We start from the raw sequence: 15,639 nt of genomic DNA, 5'->3' as shown, positions 1-15,639 counted from the left end.
GGCGGGCCGTCAGGCCCGGACCCGTGCACCGGGACGGCACCGTCATGCGGCAGGCTATGGGCCATGGCTGAGGGCTCCTGGTACCACGCTGACATCGACCGCGTGATCATCTCCGAGGAGCAGATCCGCGAGAAGACCGCCGAGCTGGCCAAGCAGGTGTCGGCCGACCATGCCGACGCCGAGGGCGGCCTCCTGCTGGTCTGCGTGCTCAAGGGCGCGGTCATGTTCATGGCCGACTTCGCCCGGGCGCTGGGCCGGCACGGTCCGTCCGCCGAGATGGAGTTCATGGCGGTCTCCTCGTACGGCTCGGGCACCACGTCCTCCGGGGTGGTGCGCATCCTCAAGGACCTGGACCGCGACATCGCCGGACGGCACGTGATCGTGGTCGAGGACATCGTCGACTCCGGGCTGACGCTGTCCTGGCTGATGAAGTACCTCCAGTCGCGTTCGCCCGCGAGCGTCGAGGTGGTGGCGTTGTTCCGCAAGCCGGACGCGGTGAAGGTGTCCGTGCCGGTGCGTTACGTCGGCTTCGACATCCCGAACGAGTTCGTGGTCGGCTACGGCCTCGACTTCGCCGAGCGTTACCGCGAGCTGCCGTACGTGGGGATTCTGCGGCCCGAGGTCTACGCCCGTAGCTGAACGCGCTCCCAGCCGACTCACAGGAACGGGGCGCACGCCCCTCCGCTCGTGCCGTTTCGCCCCTGTTCGGGACGGTTGCCCCGCATCGGGTACGTGAGCGGGCCCCGCCGAGCCGCCCCGCGGCCGTCGGGCTCACGGGGCCGTACCGGGCACCCACGGTGTACCGTCGAGTGACCGACGGCGCAAGGTTCCGCGCGCGCCGGAGGGACGACAAACCCAGGTGATCAGGACGCCGATACAGGAGGGTCCGGGCGGTTGCCGCCCGACAACAGCATGGAACGTACGCGTTTCTTCCGCCGCCCGGTGGTCTGGATCATTCTGGTGATCATCGGTGCGATCGCGCTGAGCTCATTCTTCACCAGTGGCCCCAGCTACCAGCGGGTCGATACCTCGGTCGCGCTCGACCGGCTCAACCAGCCCGGCATCAAGAAGGCTGTGATCAAGGACAAGGAGCAGACGCTCCAGCTCGAGCTCGCGGCGCCGGAACGGTTCGACGACAAGACCACGAGCAAGATCGAGACTCAGTACCCGTACCAGGTAGCCAGTGACGTCTGGACCGAGGTCCAGGAGGCCAAGGCGGCCGGGCGGGTGACCGAGTCCTACGACACCAAGGTCTCCGGCGACAGCATCCTGCTCAGCCTGCTGGTCAATCTGCTGCCCATCGCGATCCTCGTGATCCTGCTGCTGCTGTTCATGTCGCAGATGCAGGGCGGCGGCTCCCGCGTGCTCAACTTCGGCAAGTCCAAGGCGAAGATGATCACCAAGGACACTCCGAAGACGACGTTCGCCGACGTGGCGGGCGCCGACGAGGCGGTCGAGGAGCTGCACGAGATCAAGGACTTCCTGCAGAACCCGGCCAAGTATCAGGCCCTCGGCGCCAAGATCCCCAAGGGCGTGCTGCTGTTCGGCCAGCCCGGTACGGGCAAGACGCTGCTCGCCCGCGCGGTCGCCGGTGAGGCCGGCGTGCCGTTCTATTCGATCTCCGGGTCGGACTTCGTCGAGATGTTCGTCGGCGTCGGCGCCAGCCGGGTCCGCGACCTGTTCGAGCAGGCCAAGGCGAACGCCCCGGCCATCGTCTTCGTCGACGAGATCGACGCGGTCGGCCGGCACCGCGGCGCCGGCATGGGCGGCGGCCACGACGAGCGCGAGCAGACCCTCAACCAGCTCCTCGTCGAGATGGACGGCTTCGACACCAAGGGCGGGGTCATCCTGATCGCGGCCACGAACCGGCCCGACATCCTCGACCCGGCGCTGCTGCGCCCCGGCCGCTTCGACCGGCAGATCCCGGTCGACACGCCGGACATGGAAGGGCGCCGCGCCATCCTTCGGGTGCACGCCAAGGGCAAGCCGTTCACGCCGGACGTCGACCTCGACGCGGTGGCCCGGCGTACCCCCGGCTTCTCCGGCGCCGACCTGGCCAACGTCGTCAACGAGGCGGCGCTGCTCACCGCGCGTAACGAGAAGCGGGCCATCACGAACGACTACCTCGAAGAGGCCATCGACCGGGTCATCGCGGGCCCCGAGCGCCGCACCCGGGCGATGAGCGACAACGAGAAGAAGATCACCGCGTACCACGAGGGTGGGCACGCCCTGGTCGCGTTCGCGCTGCCGCACTCCGCGCCGGTGCACAAGGTGACCATCCTGCCCCGCGGTCGCTCCCTCGGGCACACGCTTGTCCTGCCGACCGAGGACAAGTACACCCAGACACGCGCCGAGATGATCGACACCCTGGCGTACGCGCTGGGCGGCCGGGCCGCGGAGGAGCTCGTCTTCCACGAGCCCACCACGGGCGCGGGCAACGACATCGAGAAGGCCACCAGCCTGGCCCGGGCCATGGTCACCCAATACGGCATGAGCAGCAAGCTCGGCGCGGTCAAGTACGGCACGAGCAACGACGAGCCGTTCCTGGGCCGCACCATGGGTCACGAGCGGGATTACTCCGACGCCATCGCCGCCGAGATCGACGCCGAGGTGCGGGCGCTCATCGAGCTCGCCCACGACGAGGCGTGGGAGATCCTGGTGGAGTACCGCGACGTGCTCGACAGCATGGTCCTCGAGCTGATGGAGAAGGAGACCATCTCCCGCGAGGACATGGACCGGATCTGCGCCCGGGTCGCGAAGCGGCCGCCGATGGCCCCGTTCAACGGCTTCGGCAAGCGGCTGCCCTCCGAGGCACCGCCCGTTCTGACCCCCGCCGAGCGGGACAAGCTCAAGGCCCAGGCGGAGGCCGACGGTCAGGCCGCCGTGGGCGGCAGCGCCGGAGGCAGCGCCAACAGCACGACGGACGGCAACCACTGATCACCCACGACGCCAGCTCGACAGAGCCGGTCGACTCGGACGACGAGCTCGACTACCTGGCCGCGCGCCTGGTCGACGGCAAGCTCACCGGTGCTCCGGTGGAGCAGGTCGTCGACCTGGCGCGCATCGAGAAGGCAGTCCGCGAGATCCTCATCGCGGTCGGGGAGAACCCGGACCGTGACGGTCTGCGGCACACCCCGTCCCGTGTCGCACGGGCGTACGCGGAGCTCTTCGCCGGGCTTCGGGTCGACCCGGCGCAGGTGCTCACCACCACGTTCGAGGCCAACCACGACGAGCTCGTGCTGGTCCGCGACATCGAGGTGATGAGCCTCTGCGAGCACCACCTGCTGCCGTTCAAGGGAGTGGCGCACGTCGGCTACATCCCCGGCGAGGACGGGCGGATCACAGGGCTGTCCAAACTGGCCCGCCTCGTCGAGGTGTTCGCCCGGCGCCCTCAGGTGCAGGAACGGCTGACCTCCCAGATCGCCGACCTGCTGATGGCGAAACTGAACCCGCGCGGCGCCATCGTCGTGCTGGAGTGCGAGCACCTGTGCATGGAGATGCGCGGCATCCGCAAGGGCGGATCGCGGACCACCACGTCCGCGGTCCGCGGCGCGTTCCAGAGCGACGGCAAGGTTCGTGCCGAAGCGATGGCCCTGATCAACGCCCGCTGAGCTTCAGACCATCATGCGATACGCGTCGGCGCTGTCCATGGCCGCCTGAGCCAGCGTCGTTGCCTCGTCCAGCCGGGTCCGCGCCTGCTCCAGCTGCGCGATCGCGGCGGCCACCGACGGGTGCACCGAGCCGAACGCGGTCAGCCGCAACAACGCCAGCGCGTCGTCGAGCTGGTCCGCGACCTGCTGGATCCCCGCCACCGCGCGCTGCGTGCCGTCCACCGACGCGGCCACGTTCGCCTTGACCTCATCCACGCTCGCCACGACAACCCCTCACCGGAAGAACGCCAGCAGTCCCACGCCCATGCAGGTCAGCAGCACCGGCGTCAGGCAGGTCACCGCACCCACCAGCGGAGTGCGGTCCACCTTGCGGCCCTCGCCGCCGTACACGAAACCGAGCGTCACCCAACCCAGACCGAACGCCAGCACGGGCATGCTCAGCCCGCACAACAGCGCGTACGTGGGCAGCGAACCGGCCGGGGCAACCAGGTACAACACGATCTGCACCAGCAGCACGGCCGCGGCGAACGGGCCGTACACCAGCAGGTTGCGCGCCCACGGCCGCCACGGCGCGGGCGGGCCCGGGCCCAGCAGCGCGGCATCCGCGGCATCGGCCGTGACCCGGGCCTGCCGCAGCGCTTCCAGAACCGCGGCCGGGCCGCCCGCCACGGCCTGCGCGGCCAGCACCTGGTCCGCCGCCTGCGGCGCCAGATCCACTTCGGGTACGCCCAGTTCCTGGACAAGCCTCGCGTGCTGGGGCGCCATCCGCGCCCGTACCCCGGAAAGCTCCTGTTGCGCGGCCTGGACCGTCGCCGCCTGCTTGCCCGCGGCGGTGCTGGCGGCCCGGCGCACCGCATCGAGGCGCTGCGCCGCCGCCAGGTACTCGTCCCACGGGCCAGGGGTCTGCTCGTCACTCACGACTCGTCGCTTTCCGGCCGGGCGAACGGCACGAACGTCACCGAACGGTCCGCCTGCCGGTCGTGCAGCAGCGCCCGGTTCTCCCGCGGCTGCCAGTCCACCGGCCTGCCGACCAGCAGCGTCACATCCTGCTGCGGCACGTTGAGGAAGACCAGGCCCGCGACGTCCTCGCGGCCCGCGCTGCCGCCGGTCTCCTCGGTGAACCGGCGCAGCCCACGCCACCACGACAGCAGATGTGCTCCGCGGCCCGGCCCCTCGCGCAGAAGGCGGCGCAGCGAGGGCAGCGAACCCGGGCCGGCCGCGTCCATGCCGAACACCACCCGGTAACCGGGCCGCTCCACGTCCAGCTCGGCGGCGAGCCCGGCCGCATCGACGACCACGACCTCCTGCCGGTGCCCGATCTCCTCGGCCAGGTCCCGGGCCAGGTCGTCGCCCTCGGCGACCAGCGACGAGATGACGAACCGGGTACTGCGCGGAGGGTGGAACGCCGCCACGCCGCGCGCCGCCGCGTCCAGCACCTCCGCCCCGGCCGTGGACGAGCCGAACACCGCCAGATGCCGCCCCGGCGAACCGTCCAGCGGGAACGCGGCACTGGACAACGGCACGTCGATCACCCGGCCCACCAGCGCCGCCGGACGCCCGGCCCGCCCCGCCAGCGCCGCCCGGTACGTCGGATCGTCGGCCAGATGCTGGCGGGCGTACCCGGCGAAGATGCGCGGCGGCAGTGCCTCCGGGTCGCGCGCGCCCCAGAGCCGGTGCCGCAGGTCGCTCAGCGCACCCTGGTCCGCGTGCGGGTCCGGGAAACGCACCACCCGTTCGTGGCCGCGGGTCGCGCCGCGCGGACCGCCCAGCCCGCCGGCCGTGTTGACCACCGCGGTACCCAGCGGCAGCCCGGCCGCCGAGTCGTTCGTGGCCTCCAGCACGTCACCGCCGCCGGGCAGCGCGATACGCACCGGGAACTGCCCGAAGATGGAATCCCGCTTCGCGTACAGCGCCTCCACCCCGAGCACGGTCTGGCTGGCCAGGATCAGATGGATGCCGTACGAGCGGCCCTTGCGGGCCAGCGACTCCAGCAGCGACACCGCCTCGCCCGCCATCGGATCGTTGCCCGCCAGCAGCACCTGGAATTCGTCGACCACACACAGGATGCGCGGCAGCGGACTGCCCCGGCCCTCCTGCGCGGCCACCGCCCGTAAGTCCGCGAAGCGGGTCACCCCTGCCCGCTTGTACGCCACCGAACGCCGGGTCATCTCCGCGTCCAGCTCGCGCAGCACCGCCAGCCCGTACTCGCGGTCCGACTCGACGCCCACCGCCCGCGCGTGCGGCAGCCACGTGCGGTCCCGCCGGGTCGGGACGAACTCCGCGAAGGACACACCCTCCTTGAAGTCGAGCAGGTACAACGCCAGCTCGTCCGGGCCGTACCGGGCGCCGAGACCGTACAGCACGTTGATGAGGAACGCGGTCTTGCCGGCGCCGGACCGGCCGCCGACCATCCAGTGTGGCGTCAGGTCGTTGAAGCGCAGCGTCACCGGTGTGTCACCGTCGTGGCCCACCACCGTGCCGAGGCCGTCGGCGGCATCACCCGTCCACAACTCGTCGCCCGGCTCGGGCAGCAGATCGGCAAGCACCACCTGGGACGCCGCCGCCGAATGCGCGGCCAGCTCCTGGCAGACCGTCTCCACCAGATGCGGCGGCGGGTCCTCGTCCAGGAACACCGGCGCGTTGAGCCACACCGCCTCGGGCACCGAACCGAACGTGGCACCCGGCGGGTCACCCACCACCGCGTACGGGTTGCGCACCGACACCATCGTGGTGCGCGGCAGAGGTGCCTGCGTGGTCTCCGCGGTCAACGGGGGCGGGGGCCAGCCCGCGACGATCAGGTGCAGGCCCGACTCAGGGCCCTGCTGGGCCAGCGCGGCGATCCGGTTCAGCTCACCGCCCTCGGTCAGCTCCGGAAGGCACGCGACGACCAGCAGCATGACCCGGTCCCGGCGGCCACGCCGGACCGCGCCGCCGCGGGCGGGACGCAGCCACTTCTCCGCCTCGCTGAGCACGTCGCGCAGGCCGTTGCGGTCCGTCGCGGGCGGAGCCGTCAGCCCCGCATCCGCCAGCGGGGCGAACGGTGCGAACACCGCACCACCGGAGGCGTCCACGCACCGGACCAGCAGGGAACCCGCCGGCGCGGTCGCCAGCAGCCGTAGCAGCACGCTGCGCAACAACCCGGCCACCCGAGCATCCCGGGCATCCGCGTCCACGGTGAGATGACCCGTACCGAGCAGCGGGACGATCGCCGGAAAGCGCACGTCGTCCAGCGGCTGCGCGACCCCGACCCGGACGAAGCGCGGCGGATCCGTCCCGCCCAGCGGCGCCGTTGCTGCCTGCGCGTCCAGCGGTGCGCTCAGCCAGCCCGGGGCCAGCTCCTGCGCGGCGGCCCGCAGCTCCTCGGCCAGCCGGTGCTGCTCCCGCGGGTCCGCGGCGGCGTCCGGGTGACCCTCCAGAGCCGCGGCGGCCGCGTCCAGGGTTGCCCGTGCCTGCCGATGCAGGGCAGCGGCCTGAACTATCCGAGTCGCCGAATTCGCCACCGCCCTCACCCCCATCTGTGCGTTCAAACCGTATCCCAGACCCAGCGGCCGGTCCCGTTGCGGAGCCGGTGCAGCTTCCGCGCCGTCGTGCCAGGGCCATTTCTTCCGTACGGGCGTCGCTCCACTCCCGACCCGGGCAGAACGGACGCACTACGCTCGAAGGCGTGCAGCCGCCCGAACTCCCCGACACGCCGGCGGGAGTGCCGCCCGTCCAGCCCGGTGCCGCTCCGCCTCGTCCGCGCAACCGGCGGCTGCGGCTGTGGCTGGCCATGGGGGCGGGCATCATGATGCTGCTCTGCCTGGGCGGGGTGGGCGTGTTCGTATCGCTGTACGACTCGGCCACCGAAATCAAGCGGAGCGCCCCGGACGCGGTCGTCGACAGCTTCCTGCGCGCCTATCTGGTGAACCGCGACGACAAGGAAGCCGCCCTGTACATGTGCAAGTCCGGCGACTTCTCAAACATCGAGGCGTTTCGGGCGGACTTGCGGACCCGAGAGAAGGACTTCTCGATCGGTATCCGGGTCAGCTGGCGTAGCCTGACCGTCGCGAACACCGGTGGGCAGACCACCGTGACCACCGACATCGTCCGCACGATCACCGACGGCAGCGAACGCACATCCGATCGTTGGCGGTTCGTGATGGTAGATCAGGACGGCTGGCGGGTCTGCGGTGGAAGCCAGCTTCCCTGACGATCACTCCACCCAGAGCAGGTGGACCGGGACCTCCATCGTGCTCGGGGCGCGACCGCTCCACGACCACCGGTACCAGTCCAGCTCGGTCGTCACCCGTGCACAGATGTCGCCGTCGTCGCTGGTGTGCAGTTCGGTGACGGCGCGCAGATCGCGGCGCTCACCCCCGTCCTCCAGCAACTGCACGACACGGCGGCCGGTCAGTACATCCGCATCCAGCGCGGCCACCGGACAGCGCCGGGGCGGCTCGTCCAGCGAGACCAACCGGGACACGACATCACCAGCGACGGTGGCGCCGATGCCGGCCATGCCGAGTTCCTCCAGCCAGACCCGCTCGATCGGGACCAGCGGGGCGAACACCTCGGTCTGCTCAGCCTCCGCGCGATACCACTCCGATTCCGGCATGACCGGAACGTACGTGCGGCTGCCCTGCACAACCTTCTCGTCGGCACGCAGGTCGTGCCGCCAGCCGTGCCCCGGCAGACCGATGATGACGCGCCGCCCGCGCAGTTGACCGCCCATCGCCGCCGGGGTCGCCACGAGGGGCCGAGGCGGGTCCGGCAGCCAGTCGGCCTGCCCGGTGAACGGGTCGGGCACGGCGCCGCCGGTCACGCCGTACCACCCAGCGGCGCGCCCTGCTGCTCCATGAACGGCACCGGATTGACGGCTCCCACGCTGCGGCGATCGTTGTTGAGATGCACCTCGAAGTGCAGATGCGGCCCGGACGAGTTCCCACTCGTACCGACCCGGCCGATCTGCTGACCGGCCACGACTCGCTGACCCACCTGCACCGCCGGGTGCTCGACCATGTGGCAGTAGCGGGTCATCACGTTACCGGCATGCACGATCTCCACCATCCAGCCGCAGCCTCCCTTGCCAGGGTAGCCGTCGACGTCGCAGGTCCTGCGCCCCTGATGGTCCTCGTCGCACTTCACCACGGAGACGACACCGCTCGCCGCGGCGTGGATTGCGGTGTAGCGGTCGACGATGAGGTCGACGCCCTGGTGGGTCGGCCGGTCCCTGGTCCGGAAGCCGGAGCCCACCACCGCGCCCTGGACCGGGATGGTCCATCCCGACGCCGCGATCTGCCCCACCGTGGACAGGCACACCATGCTGACTGAATCCCCGACCGCCCGCGCCGCGCCGTGTGCGAGCAGGTTGACGATCCGCGTGGCCAACGTCTCGTGCTTGGCGTACGCGTCGGGATACGCGCTGACCTGCACCTTCTGCGCGGCGCGGGTGAGCGGCATCCGCTCCCAGCCGTCGATGGTCTGCAGCTTCTCGTAGAACTTCGTCGAGGCGTACACCGGATCCATGACCTGGGACGGGGTGCCCCAACCGGTGCTGGGGCGCTGCTGGAACAGGCCCAGCGAGTCGTGGTCGTTGCGGGCACCGAGGTTGCCGAGGTTGGTCAGGCTCGATTCCTGCATCGCCGTGGCGACCGCAATGACCCAGGCGCGGGGCGGCAGTTTCAGGTTCGAGCCGACCTTGATGATGATCGCCGCATTGCGGATCTGGGTGGGGCCGTAGTGGCTGACCCGAGGCATGTTCTCGTCGGGATCGACCACCCCGCCGACGCCGCAGCCGGTCGCGGTGTACTGCGGATCGGTCTTGTCGTTGTCGAACGCACCGACCAGCAGGGCGACCACGCTCCCCCCGCAGCACAGCACGGTCAATGTGGTGACCAGGACGGCGAGAAGGACCACGGCACGTGGCCGGCCGATCCTCACGCTGTCCCTCCCTCGCGGGCCTCGCTGCGCTCGGTGCACTCGGTCATGCGGAGCTGGCTGGGCATGCCCTCGCGGCCCTCGCTGCGCTCGGTGCACTCGGTCATGCGGAGTCCCAGTCGATGCCGTCCACCAGCCAATGGCGGTCGGGCGCCACCAGGCGCAGGGTCAGCTTGCCCGCGTTCGTCGTCACCACCGCGTTGACCAGGCCGTCGCCGACCGGTACGACGGTGGGCCGACCGAGCACCCGGTCGGCGGGTACGTCTGCCGGATTCACTCCGGCCAGTTCGTCGGAGAGGTCCTTTGTCGCGTTCGGGGCGAGGGCGTCGTGCCAGGCGCCTGCGGAGACGTTCTGGTGGTTCACCCATGCGGAGGCGAACGCGTACGCCACCGCCTCAGGTTCCGCCGTGCCGGGATCGCTGGTGGGCGACGGCGGCGGATCGGGGGAGATCACACTGTCGTCGTCTTTCGGGTCAGCGCTGAGGGCTGGCGCCGGCGACGCCGCGGAGATGACCGCGCCGGCGTGGTCATCTCCGTCGGAGAACAGCCGGCCGATGCCGACGACTGCCAGCACCAGCGCGGCGATGACCAGTGCGACACCCCAGCGGGACCGGAAGATCCGGTTGAGGCCCAGTTCGAGGACGCGCGGCACGGCCGATCACCTCGCCTCGGAGCGGGTACGAGGCGGCGCCGGCTCGCGGACCGTACTGCCGATCTCCGGCCGGTAGATAGCGTACGACGTGGGACGCTCGGCCACGTCCGGCTCCGTCCATGAAGGTTGCCGCCGGGGTCGGATCGCGGGCGCCGTCGTGGCGGGGACCCGTTCCGGAGCGTCGTGCCCGCTTTCGGTGCCGTCCGGCCGGGGCGCCGGCCCGCCGCCGGGCTGCCCCGGAGCCGCCGCGGTGACCAATTGGGTGCGTCCGGCGGCGTGTGCGGGGTCCTCCAGGCGTGCCTCCGGCCGCAGGTTCGCCTGCTCGACGAAGACGGTGCGGCCCTTGCCGATGACCGGCTCCCGCGTGCCGCCCGCGTCGGCCACTTCCAGCTTGGCGGCCTCGCGCATGTCCCGGAAGAACCTGCGGTGCCAGGAACCGGCCGAGGTGATCGCGGCCGTGCCGTCCTTGCCGCCGAGCTGGGTGATCCGCCGGTACGGCCGAAGCAGCAGCCACCCCACCACACCGCACAGCCAGACGAGGACAACCTGCAGCCAGCCGGGCAGGCTGGCCGTGTTCATGATCAGGTCGACCGCGAAGAGGTAGATCGCCGCGCCGGTGCCGAAGATCGCGATGTTGAACAGGGCCGCCACCACCGCGTTGCCCAGCCGCCGGATGCCGGAACTGGCCGGGCGCAGCAGGCCGATCGTGCCCAGGATCGGCGCCGCGATCACCGCCCAGCGGATGACGAGGAAGCCCAGCAGGACGAGAAGGGATGCGGTCAGGTCGAACATTGCGAACATCACCGACGCGAGCATGGCGATGAATCCGGCACCGATGCGGTCCATGCCGTTGACACCCTGCAGGTACTCGTACGCCTCCGGGTCCTCCTGCTTGACCTGCTCGGCGACCTTCTCCCACTGCTCTTTCTTGGCGTTGAGGGTGGCCTGCCGGGTGTCCGGGTTGTCCCGCATCTTCTGGGCTTCGTCCCACGTGAGCGACCGGGCGTCGTAGAGCGCCATGCCGTACTTCTTCGCGGTCGTGCTGTCGGCAGAGCCCAGAAGGCCACGCAACCAGTTCCGGTACAGCATGGTCTCGGTGGCGGTGTCACTGGCCCGCACAGCTGGCGGGCGGTTGTCCTTGCAGGCATCCGGCTTGCCGAGCTTGCAGCCAGCCGTCTTGTCGCCGTCCTGCGGGCGTGGGCCGACCGCGTCGTGGACCACGCCGAGCGTGGTGATGAGGCTCTGGTCGGCGATGTTCGCCGAGCGCACCGGCCACGCCGCGATCGCGGTGACCGCCACCATGACCAGGATCGCCCACCCTGCCGTGGTGGTCGCCGCCCCCATGTCGGCCTGCTGCGACCGCCAGATGAGGTACAGACCCACCACGGCCAGGGTGATGACGCCGAAGACGCTGAAGACCTTCTCATACACCGCCCTCGTGGCCTGCTCGACCAGGGGATCGGCCCAGCCCCACAGCGACGCCGGGTTCCAGGCGCGCTCGCGGAGCGCGTTCGACGCGCCGATGATCGCCGTGGCGATCATGAACTCACCGTTGGCCACGGTGGTCTCGAACTTGTAGTCCGGGTCGACGAGCGTCGACGCGCACCCACTGTCCAGGTCGTACGTCGTGTACGCGTAGCCCGCGTAGCCGTATTGGCTGTAGATGCCCTGGGGGCCGGGCAGGGTCGACGACGCGGGGCGCTCGGCGAACCAGCCCGCCAGCCCGGAGTCCGGCGCGCTCGGTGTCGGCGGGGTGAGGCACTGGGCGCGGTCCGCGCTCACGTCCGCCAGCCGGTCGACGCACGCCTTGAAGTCCGACTGCCACTCCTCGGTGCTGCAGAGGCCACCCGGCGCCCGGGCGGGTAGGGCGGCTGACGCGGCGGACGGCGCCGCCACCGCCCACGCGACCGACGCGATCGCCGCGACCACCACGGTGAGCAGCAGGGCGCACGCCCGCCGGACCATTCAGACCTCCAGGTCGGTGAGCGACGACGTGATGGCGGTGGGTGCGGGCTTCGTTGCGGGCGTGGTGTCCAGGTGTTCCAGCAGCCCCTCGACGTACGACACGTCGACCCGGACCTTCTGCACCCGGCCGTCGACGTCGCGCATCACGAACTCCCGGAACCCGAGCCGGCTCGCCGACGACGTGTCCACCTGGGACAGCGAGGCGAGTGTGGCCTCGTACCCGTCGTGGACCGGGACGCGCAGCAGGCGCAGTGCCTCGGAGGCGATCTCCTGGTCCTCGGCGATCCGCCCGACGAACACGGTCGACACCAGGTTCTGCACGTCCAGGCCGAGGATGTCACGCGGGTTCTGGGAGGCGACCAGCGCGGCGAGGTTCCATTTCCGGGAGTCTCGGGCGAGCCGGACCAGGAACGACCGCCCGGAACGCCAACCCTCCATGAAGTGGGCCTCGTCGAGGCCGACCAGCTTGCGCGACGACATCGAGCCGCCGTAGCAGCGGCGCACGGCGAGCCGGTGTGCGGTGTGCAGCATCGGCAGCGCCAGGGACTCCTCGGCGGACCAGTACTCCCGCTCGATCTTCAGGTCGGGCAGGCGCAGCCCGGCCATCGTGATCACCGTCAGGGTCGCGTCGCCGCCGAGCAGGTGCTGCGGCGGGCGGCCGAAGAACAGCAGCGCCAGCGGCATCTCCGCGGTGTCGAGCAGCAGGTTCGCCAGCTCCCGGCCCTCGTCGTCGTCGAGCTGCTGCAACGTGGTGACCACGTCGTCGATCGTGGAGGTCTCCTCGGCGGGCACCTGGCGCACCGCGTGCCGCAGCAGGGTAGCCGTGGAGGCCTCCTTGGCGACCTGCGGCGGGACCAGCATGGAGCAGATGTCCTGGACGAGCATGCGACGCTCGGCGCGGGCGTTGGAGACCGCGATCTCGAACTCCCGGTCACCGGCCGGCCCGGTCGGGAATTCGGTGCGCACCGGCGTCGGGATCAGCGCGTACGGCGCCAGGGTGCCCTGCTCCGAGCCGGTCAGGTTGAGCACCCGCGAGTACGGCCGCAGCTCCGGCATGTGGCACAGCCGGGCCAGCGGGCCGGACGGGTCGAGCAGGGTCACCTGCACGCCTCGCCGGGCGTTCAGATAGCCCAGCGCGCCCATCAGCGTCGACTTGCCGCCGCCGGGCTCGGCGACGAACACGCCGAGGCCGGAGCGCTCCCGCACCTCCATGGGGAAGTGCAGGTCGAGGAAGACCGGCCGCCGACACGTCCCCGCGGTACGCCCGATCAGGTCACCCCGGCGGTCGCCGACCGTGCTGGCGGCCTGCGGCAGCGCGGCGGCCAGCAGTTTGACCGGCATCCGGCGGACGTATCCGGTGTTGGCGATCGGCTCGCCGGGGATGAACTCGCGCGCCAGCTGGTCCTGGTTCTTCGGGTGTTGCAGCGAGATGCGCAGCTCCCGGGAGTAGAGCTGGATGAGGCGGCGCGCCCGCTCCAGGCATTCCTCCCGGTTGGCGCCGCCGACCGCGATCCGATGCCAGCCGTGCGCGCGGGCCGACTCGACCGGCAGGCCGGTGGTCATCTCGTCGCCGATCACCAGCGCCCGCTTGGCCAGGCGCTCCAGCTCGGGCGGGGCGTCGATACCGTGTTCGGCGTAGTCAAGCTGCTGGGACCGGATCATCCGCAGCCGGTGCTCCAGGTTCTTGAAGGAGCTGGTCGAGCCGAGGATGTCGATGCGCGAGGAGAGCTCCATGGGCCACGGCAGCCGCTCGTGGAAGTGCAGCCACGGCTCGTGCTTCTCCGGAATCTCCAGCGGCTCCATCCGGCCCACGGACAGCACCGCCACGTGGCGTTCCTCGCCGGACATGCGGTTGACCAGCTTGACGGTCGATCCGTACGGGGTGCGGTAGCGCTCCACCTGCTCGGTCAGGGCCAGCAGGTCGCCGCGTTCCCACTGCCCGTGGGTGACCGGGGAGAGCGGGCCGGGCGGAGCCATGCAGAGGGCGACCGAGCGGAACAGCAGCCACTCCAGCTCCTGCGGGGTGACCCGCCGCCCGCGCATGCCGAACGCGTTGAGCACCTCGTCGAACTGCTCGACCGTGCGGCCCAGCTTGCGGCGCTCCCCATCCGTGGTGCCCTTGCCGACGATCCGCAGGATGCGCTCGGCGAACGTGTCGCCCAGCGAGCGCCGGGCGAACGTCACCCCCAGGAACGTCTGGCCCTCGGCATGGTTGACCGACAGCAGGTGCCGCTGAGCCGCGACGAGGTGGTCGGACCAGGAGGTGGCGCCGCTGACGTCGGGCAGCGGCTTGGCGGTGAAGGAATCCACCGTGCGGGCCCACTCGTCGGCCGGGAACGGCCGGCTGGTGCGGCGCAGGTGCAGCCGGAAGCCGGCGAGGCCCGCGTACTGCTCGGAGATCGCGGCGAGCAGGGCCTCGCGTTCGGCGTCGGGGCGGAAGGCCCAGCGCACCTCGGGCAGGTTGTACCAGGCGGTGACCGTGCTCTGCGTGAACGTCAGGTGCCCCGCGATCTCGGTGATCTCCAGCTCGACGGCCGGGTCCCGGTCGCTGAACCGCAGCTTGTGCGGGCGCAGCGGCACGGGCTTGGGGTCTTTCTTCTTCCGCTGCTTGCGGTCCGGCTCCGCGGGCCCGGTGACGGCCGGCAGGTTCGCCGGCTCGGCGCCGGTGGTGCCCTCGGCGGCGCGGCCGCGCCGCCCCTTGCGCCGGCCCGCGGACTTGCCGGTGCGGTGCGCGGGCGCATGCTCGGCGCGGTTCGCCGGCCGGTCGGCCCGGCCCGCGAGCGCCGGATCGTACGTCTGTGCGGCCGTTGCCGGGTCGGTCGGCGGCGACCCCGCTCGCGGCGAGTCGGAATGCTGGAGGCCCTGGGCCGAGGGGCCGGCTCGCGTGCCGTCCGGCTGGATGTCGGGCACCGCGGTGACCCCCGGGGCCGTCGCGCTGGAGCCGGGAGCCGCCACCGTCTGCCACAGCGGCGGTGTCGTGACCGGTACGTCCGGAGTCGTGGCCGCCGTCAGGGTGGCCGGAAGGGCGGCGCCGACCGGCAGCACGCCGGGGGTGACCTGGTCCTGCCAGTCATCGAGGTCGGAATCGTCGAAGATCAGGTCTGGGGCACCGGAATCGTCGAAATAGTCCGCGGGCGGCCCGGACGGCACCCGCGTGAACGTCGTGACCTCCGGCGCCGCCGCCTCCGCGATGCCGTCGGCGGCGGGCGGCTCAGCGGCCGGGAGGACTTCCGCCGGCTCCACAGCGTCCGATGCGGACGGTAGCGGCGGCTCGTCGGTAGTGGTGCCCTCGAACATCAGGCCGAAATCCGGGCCGTCGTCGGCATACTGCTCGCCCGGCGGGGTATCCAGGACGGGAGCGGAGGGCTGACCCGGAGCGGGGGCGCCACCGAACAGGTCGAGGAAGGGCGAGTCGATGTCCATCGTGGTGTCCACGGATGGCCTGGGGCGAACGTGCTGGGGCGCCTGGAACACGCCGACCGCGCCGTGCCCGGG

The 15,639-nt window shown here is 71.3% G+C and carries 12 protein-coding genes; 4 read left to right on the top strand and 8 right to left on the bottom strand.

Going from position 1 to position 15,639, the window contains the following annotated elements; genetic code table 11:
• Positions 1-63: 63 nt before the first annotated feature.
• The 3 genes from hpt to folE all read left to right on the top strand — a co-directional run bounded on the left by hpt (position 64) and on the right by folE (position 3,611).
• On the top strand, positions 64-639 hold the full coding sequence (hpt, locus tag ACMCNK_RS19565) for a hypoxanthine phosphoribosyltransferase (protein WP_412737841.1): 576 nt from the start codon (positions 64-66) through the stop codon (positions 637-639).
• Positions 640-912: 273 nt separating this feature from the next.
• On the top strand, positions 913-2,937 hold the full coding sequence (gene ftsH, locus ACMCNK_RS19560) for an ATP-dependent zinc metalloprotease FtsH (protein ID WP_412737840.1): 2,025 nt from the start codon (positions 913-915) through the stop codon (positions 2,935-2,937).
• Positions 2,937-3,611 (top strand): GTP cyclohydrolase I FolE, encoded by a 675-nt coding sequence (gene folE, locus ACMCNK_RS19555; RefSeq protein ID WP_412740921.1) that lies wholly within the window; start codon positions 2,937-2,939, stop codon positions 3,609-3,611. The genes ftsH and folE overlap by 1 nt, the downstream gene beginning before the upstream one ends.
• A gap of 3 nt (positions 3,612-3,614) precedes the next feature.
• Here the strand turns inward: folE and ACMCNK_RS19550 are convergent, their stop codons facing one another.
• The 3 genes from ACMCNK_RS19550 to ACMCNK_RS19540 are packed head-to-tail and all read right to left on the bottom strand — an operon-like array spanning position 3,615 to position 7,126.
• Positions 3,615-3,875: a hypothetical protein gene (locus tag ACMCNK_RS19550; RefSeq protein ID WP_412737839.1), complete on the bottom strand. Its 261-nt coding sequence runs from the start codon at positions 3,873-3,875 to the stop codon at positions 3,615-3,617.
• A gap of 9 nt (positions 3,876-3,884) precedes the next feature.
• Entirely contained in the window at positions 3,885-4,529 is a 645-nt protein-coding gene (locus tag ACMCNK_RS19545; protein ID WP_412737838.1) for a hypothetical protein, read from the bottom strand.
• Positions 4,526-7,126 carry an FtsK/SpoIIIE domain-containing protein gene (locus ACMCNK_RS19540; protein WP_412740920.1) on the bottom strand — a complete coding sequence of 867 codons (2,601 nt, stop codon included), beginning with the start codon at positions 7,124-7,126 and terminating at the stop codon, positions 4,526-4,528. The genes ACMCNK_RS19545 and ACMCNK_RS19540 overlap by 4 nt, the downstream gene beginning before the upstream one ends.
• 149 nt (positions 7,127-7,275) lie before the next feature.
• Here ACMCNK_RS19540 and ACMCNK_RS19535 point away from each other — a divergent pair, with 149 nt between their 5' ends.
• Entirely contained in the window at positions 7,276-7,800 is a 525-nt protein-coding gene (locus ACMCNK_RS19535) for a hypothetical protein (protein WP_412737837.1), read from the top strand.
• 3 nt (positions 7,801-7,803) lie between these two features.
• Here the strand turns inward: ACMCNK_RS19535 and ACMCNK_RS19530 are convergent, their stop codons facing one another.
• From ACMCNK_RS19530 to ACMCNK_RS19510, 5 genes are all read right to left on the bottom strand, one after another.
• On the bottom strand, positions 7,804-8,412 hold the full coding sequence (locus ACMCNK_RS19530; protein WP_412737836.1) for a hypothetical protein: 609 nt from the start codon (positions 8,410-8,412) through the stop codon (positions 7,804-7,806).
• Positions 8,409-9,530: a M23 family metallopeptidase gene (locus ACMCNK_RS19525; RefSeq protein ID WP_412737835.1), complete on the bottom strand. Its 1,122-nt coding sequence runs from the start codon at positions 9,528-9,530 to the stop codon at positions 8,409-8,411. The genes ACMCNK_RS19530 and ACMCNK_RS19525 overlap by 4 nt, the downstream gene beginning before the upstream one ends.
• 100 nt (positions 9,531-9,630) lie before the next feature.
• The gene (locus ACMCNK_RS19520) at positions 9,631-10,179 is read right to left on the bottom strand and encodes a hypothetical protein (RefSeq protein WP_412737834.1); all 549 of its coding nucleotides are present in this window, start codon (positions 10,177-10,179) and stop codon (positions 9,631-9,633) included.
• Positions 10,180-10,185: 6 nt separating this feature from the next.
• Entirely contained in the window at positions 10,186-12,144 is a 1,959-nt protein-coding gene (locus ACMCNK_RS19515; RefSeq protein ID WP_412737833.1) for an MFS transporter, read from the bottom strand.
• Positions 12,145-15,567, bottom strand: coding sequence for an ATP-binding protein (locus tag ACMCNK_RS19510; RefSeq protein ID WP_412737832.1), 3,423 nt, complete (start codon positions 15,565-15,567; stop codon positions 12,145-12,147).
• Positions 15,568-15,639 lie beyond the last annotated feature (72 nt).

Origin of the sequence: Krasilnikovia sp. MM14-A1259 (genome assembly GCF_047159535.1) — a bacterium.
Lineage (GTDB): Bacteria > Actinomycetota > Actinomycetes > Mycobacteriales > Micromonosporaceae > Actinoplanes.
This window is presented reverse-complemented; position numbering and strand designations above follow the sequence as displayed.

Excerpts from the sequence above, each read along its gene's own strand:
- ACMCNK_RS19510 (WP_412737832.1), bottom strand. The coding sequence starts at position 15,567 with ATGGACATCGACTCGCCCTTCCTCGACCTGTTCGGTGGCGCCCCCGCT.
- ACMCNK_RS19540 (WP_412740920.1), bottom strand. The coding sequence starts at position 7,126 with ATGGGGGTGAGGGCGGTGGCGAATTCGGCGACTCGGATAGTTCAGGCC.
- ftsH (WP_412737840.1), top strand. The coding sequence starts at position 913 with ATGGAACGTACGCGTTTCTTCCGCCGCCCGGTGGTCTGGATCATTCTG.
- ACMCNK_RS19515 (WP_412737833.1), bottom strand. The coding sequence starts at position 12,144 with ATGGTCCGGCGGGCGTGCGCCCTGCTGCTCACCGTGGTGGTCGCGGCG.
- hpt (WP_412737841.1), top strand. The coding sequence starts at position 64 with ATGGCTGAGGGCTCCTGGTACCACGCTGACATCGACCGCGTGATCATC.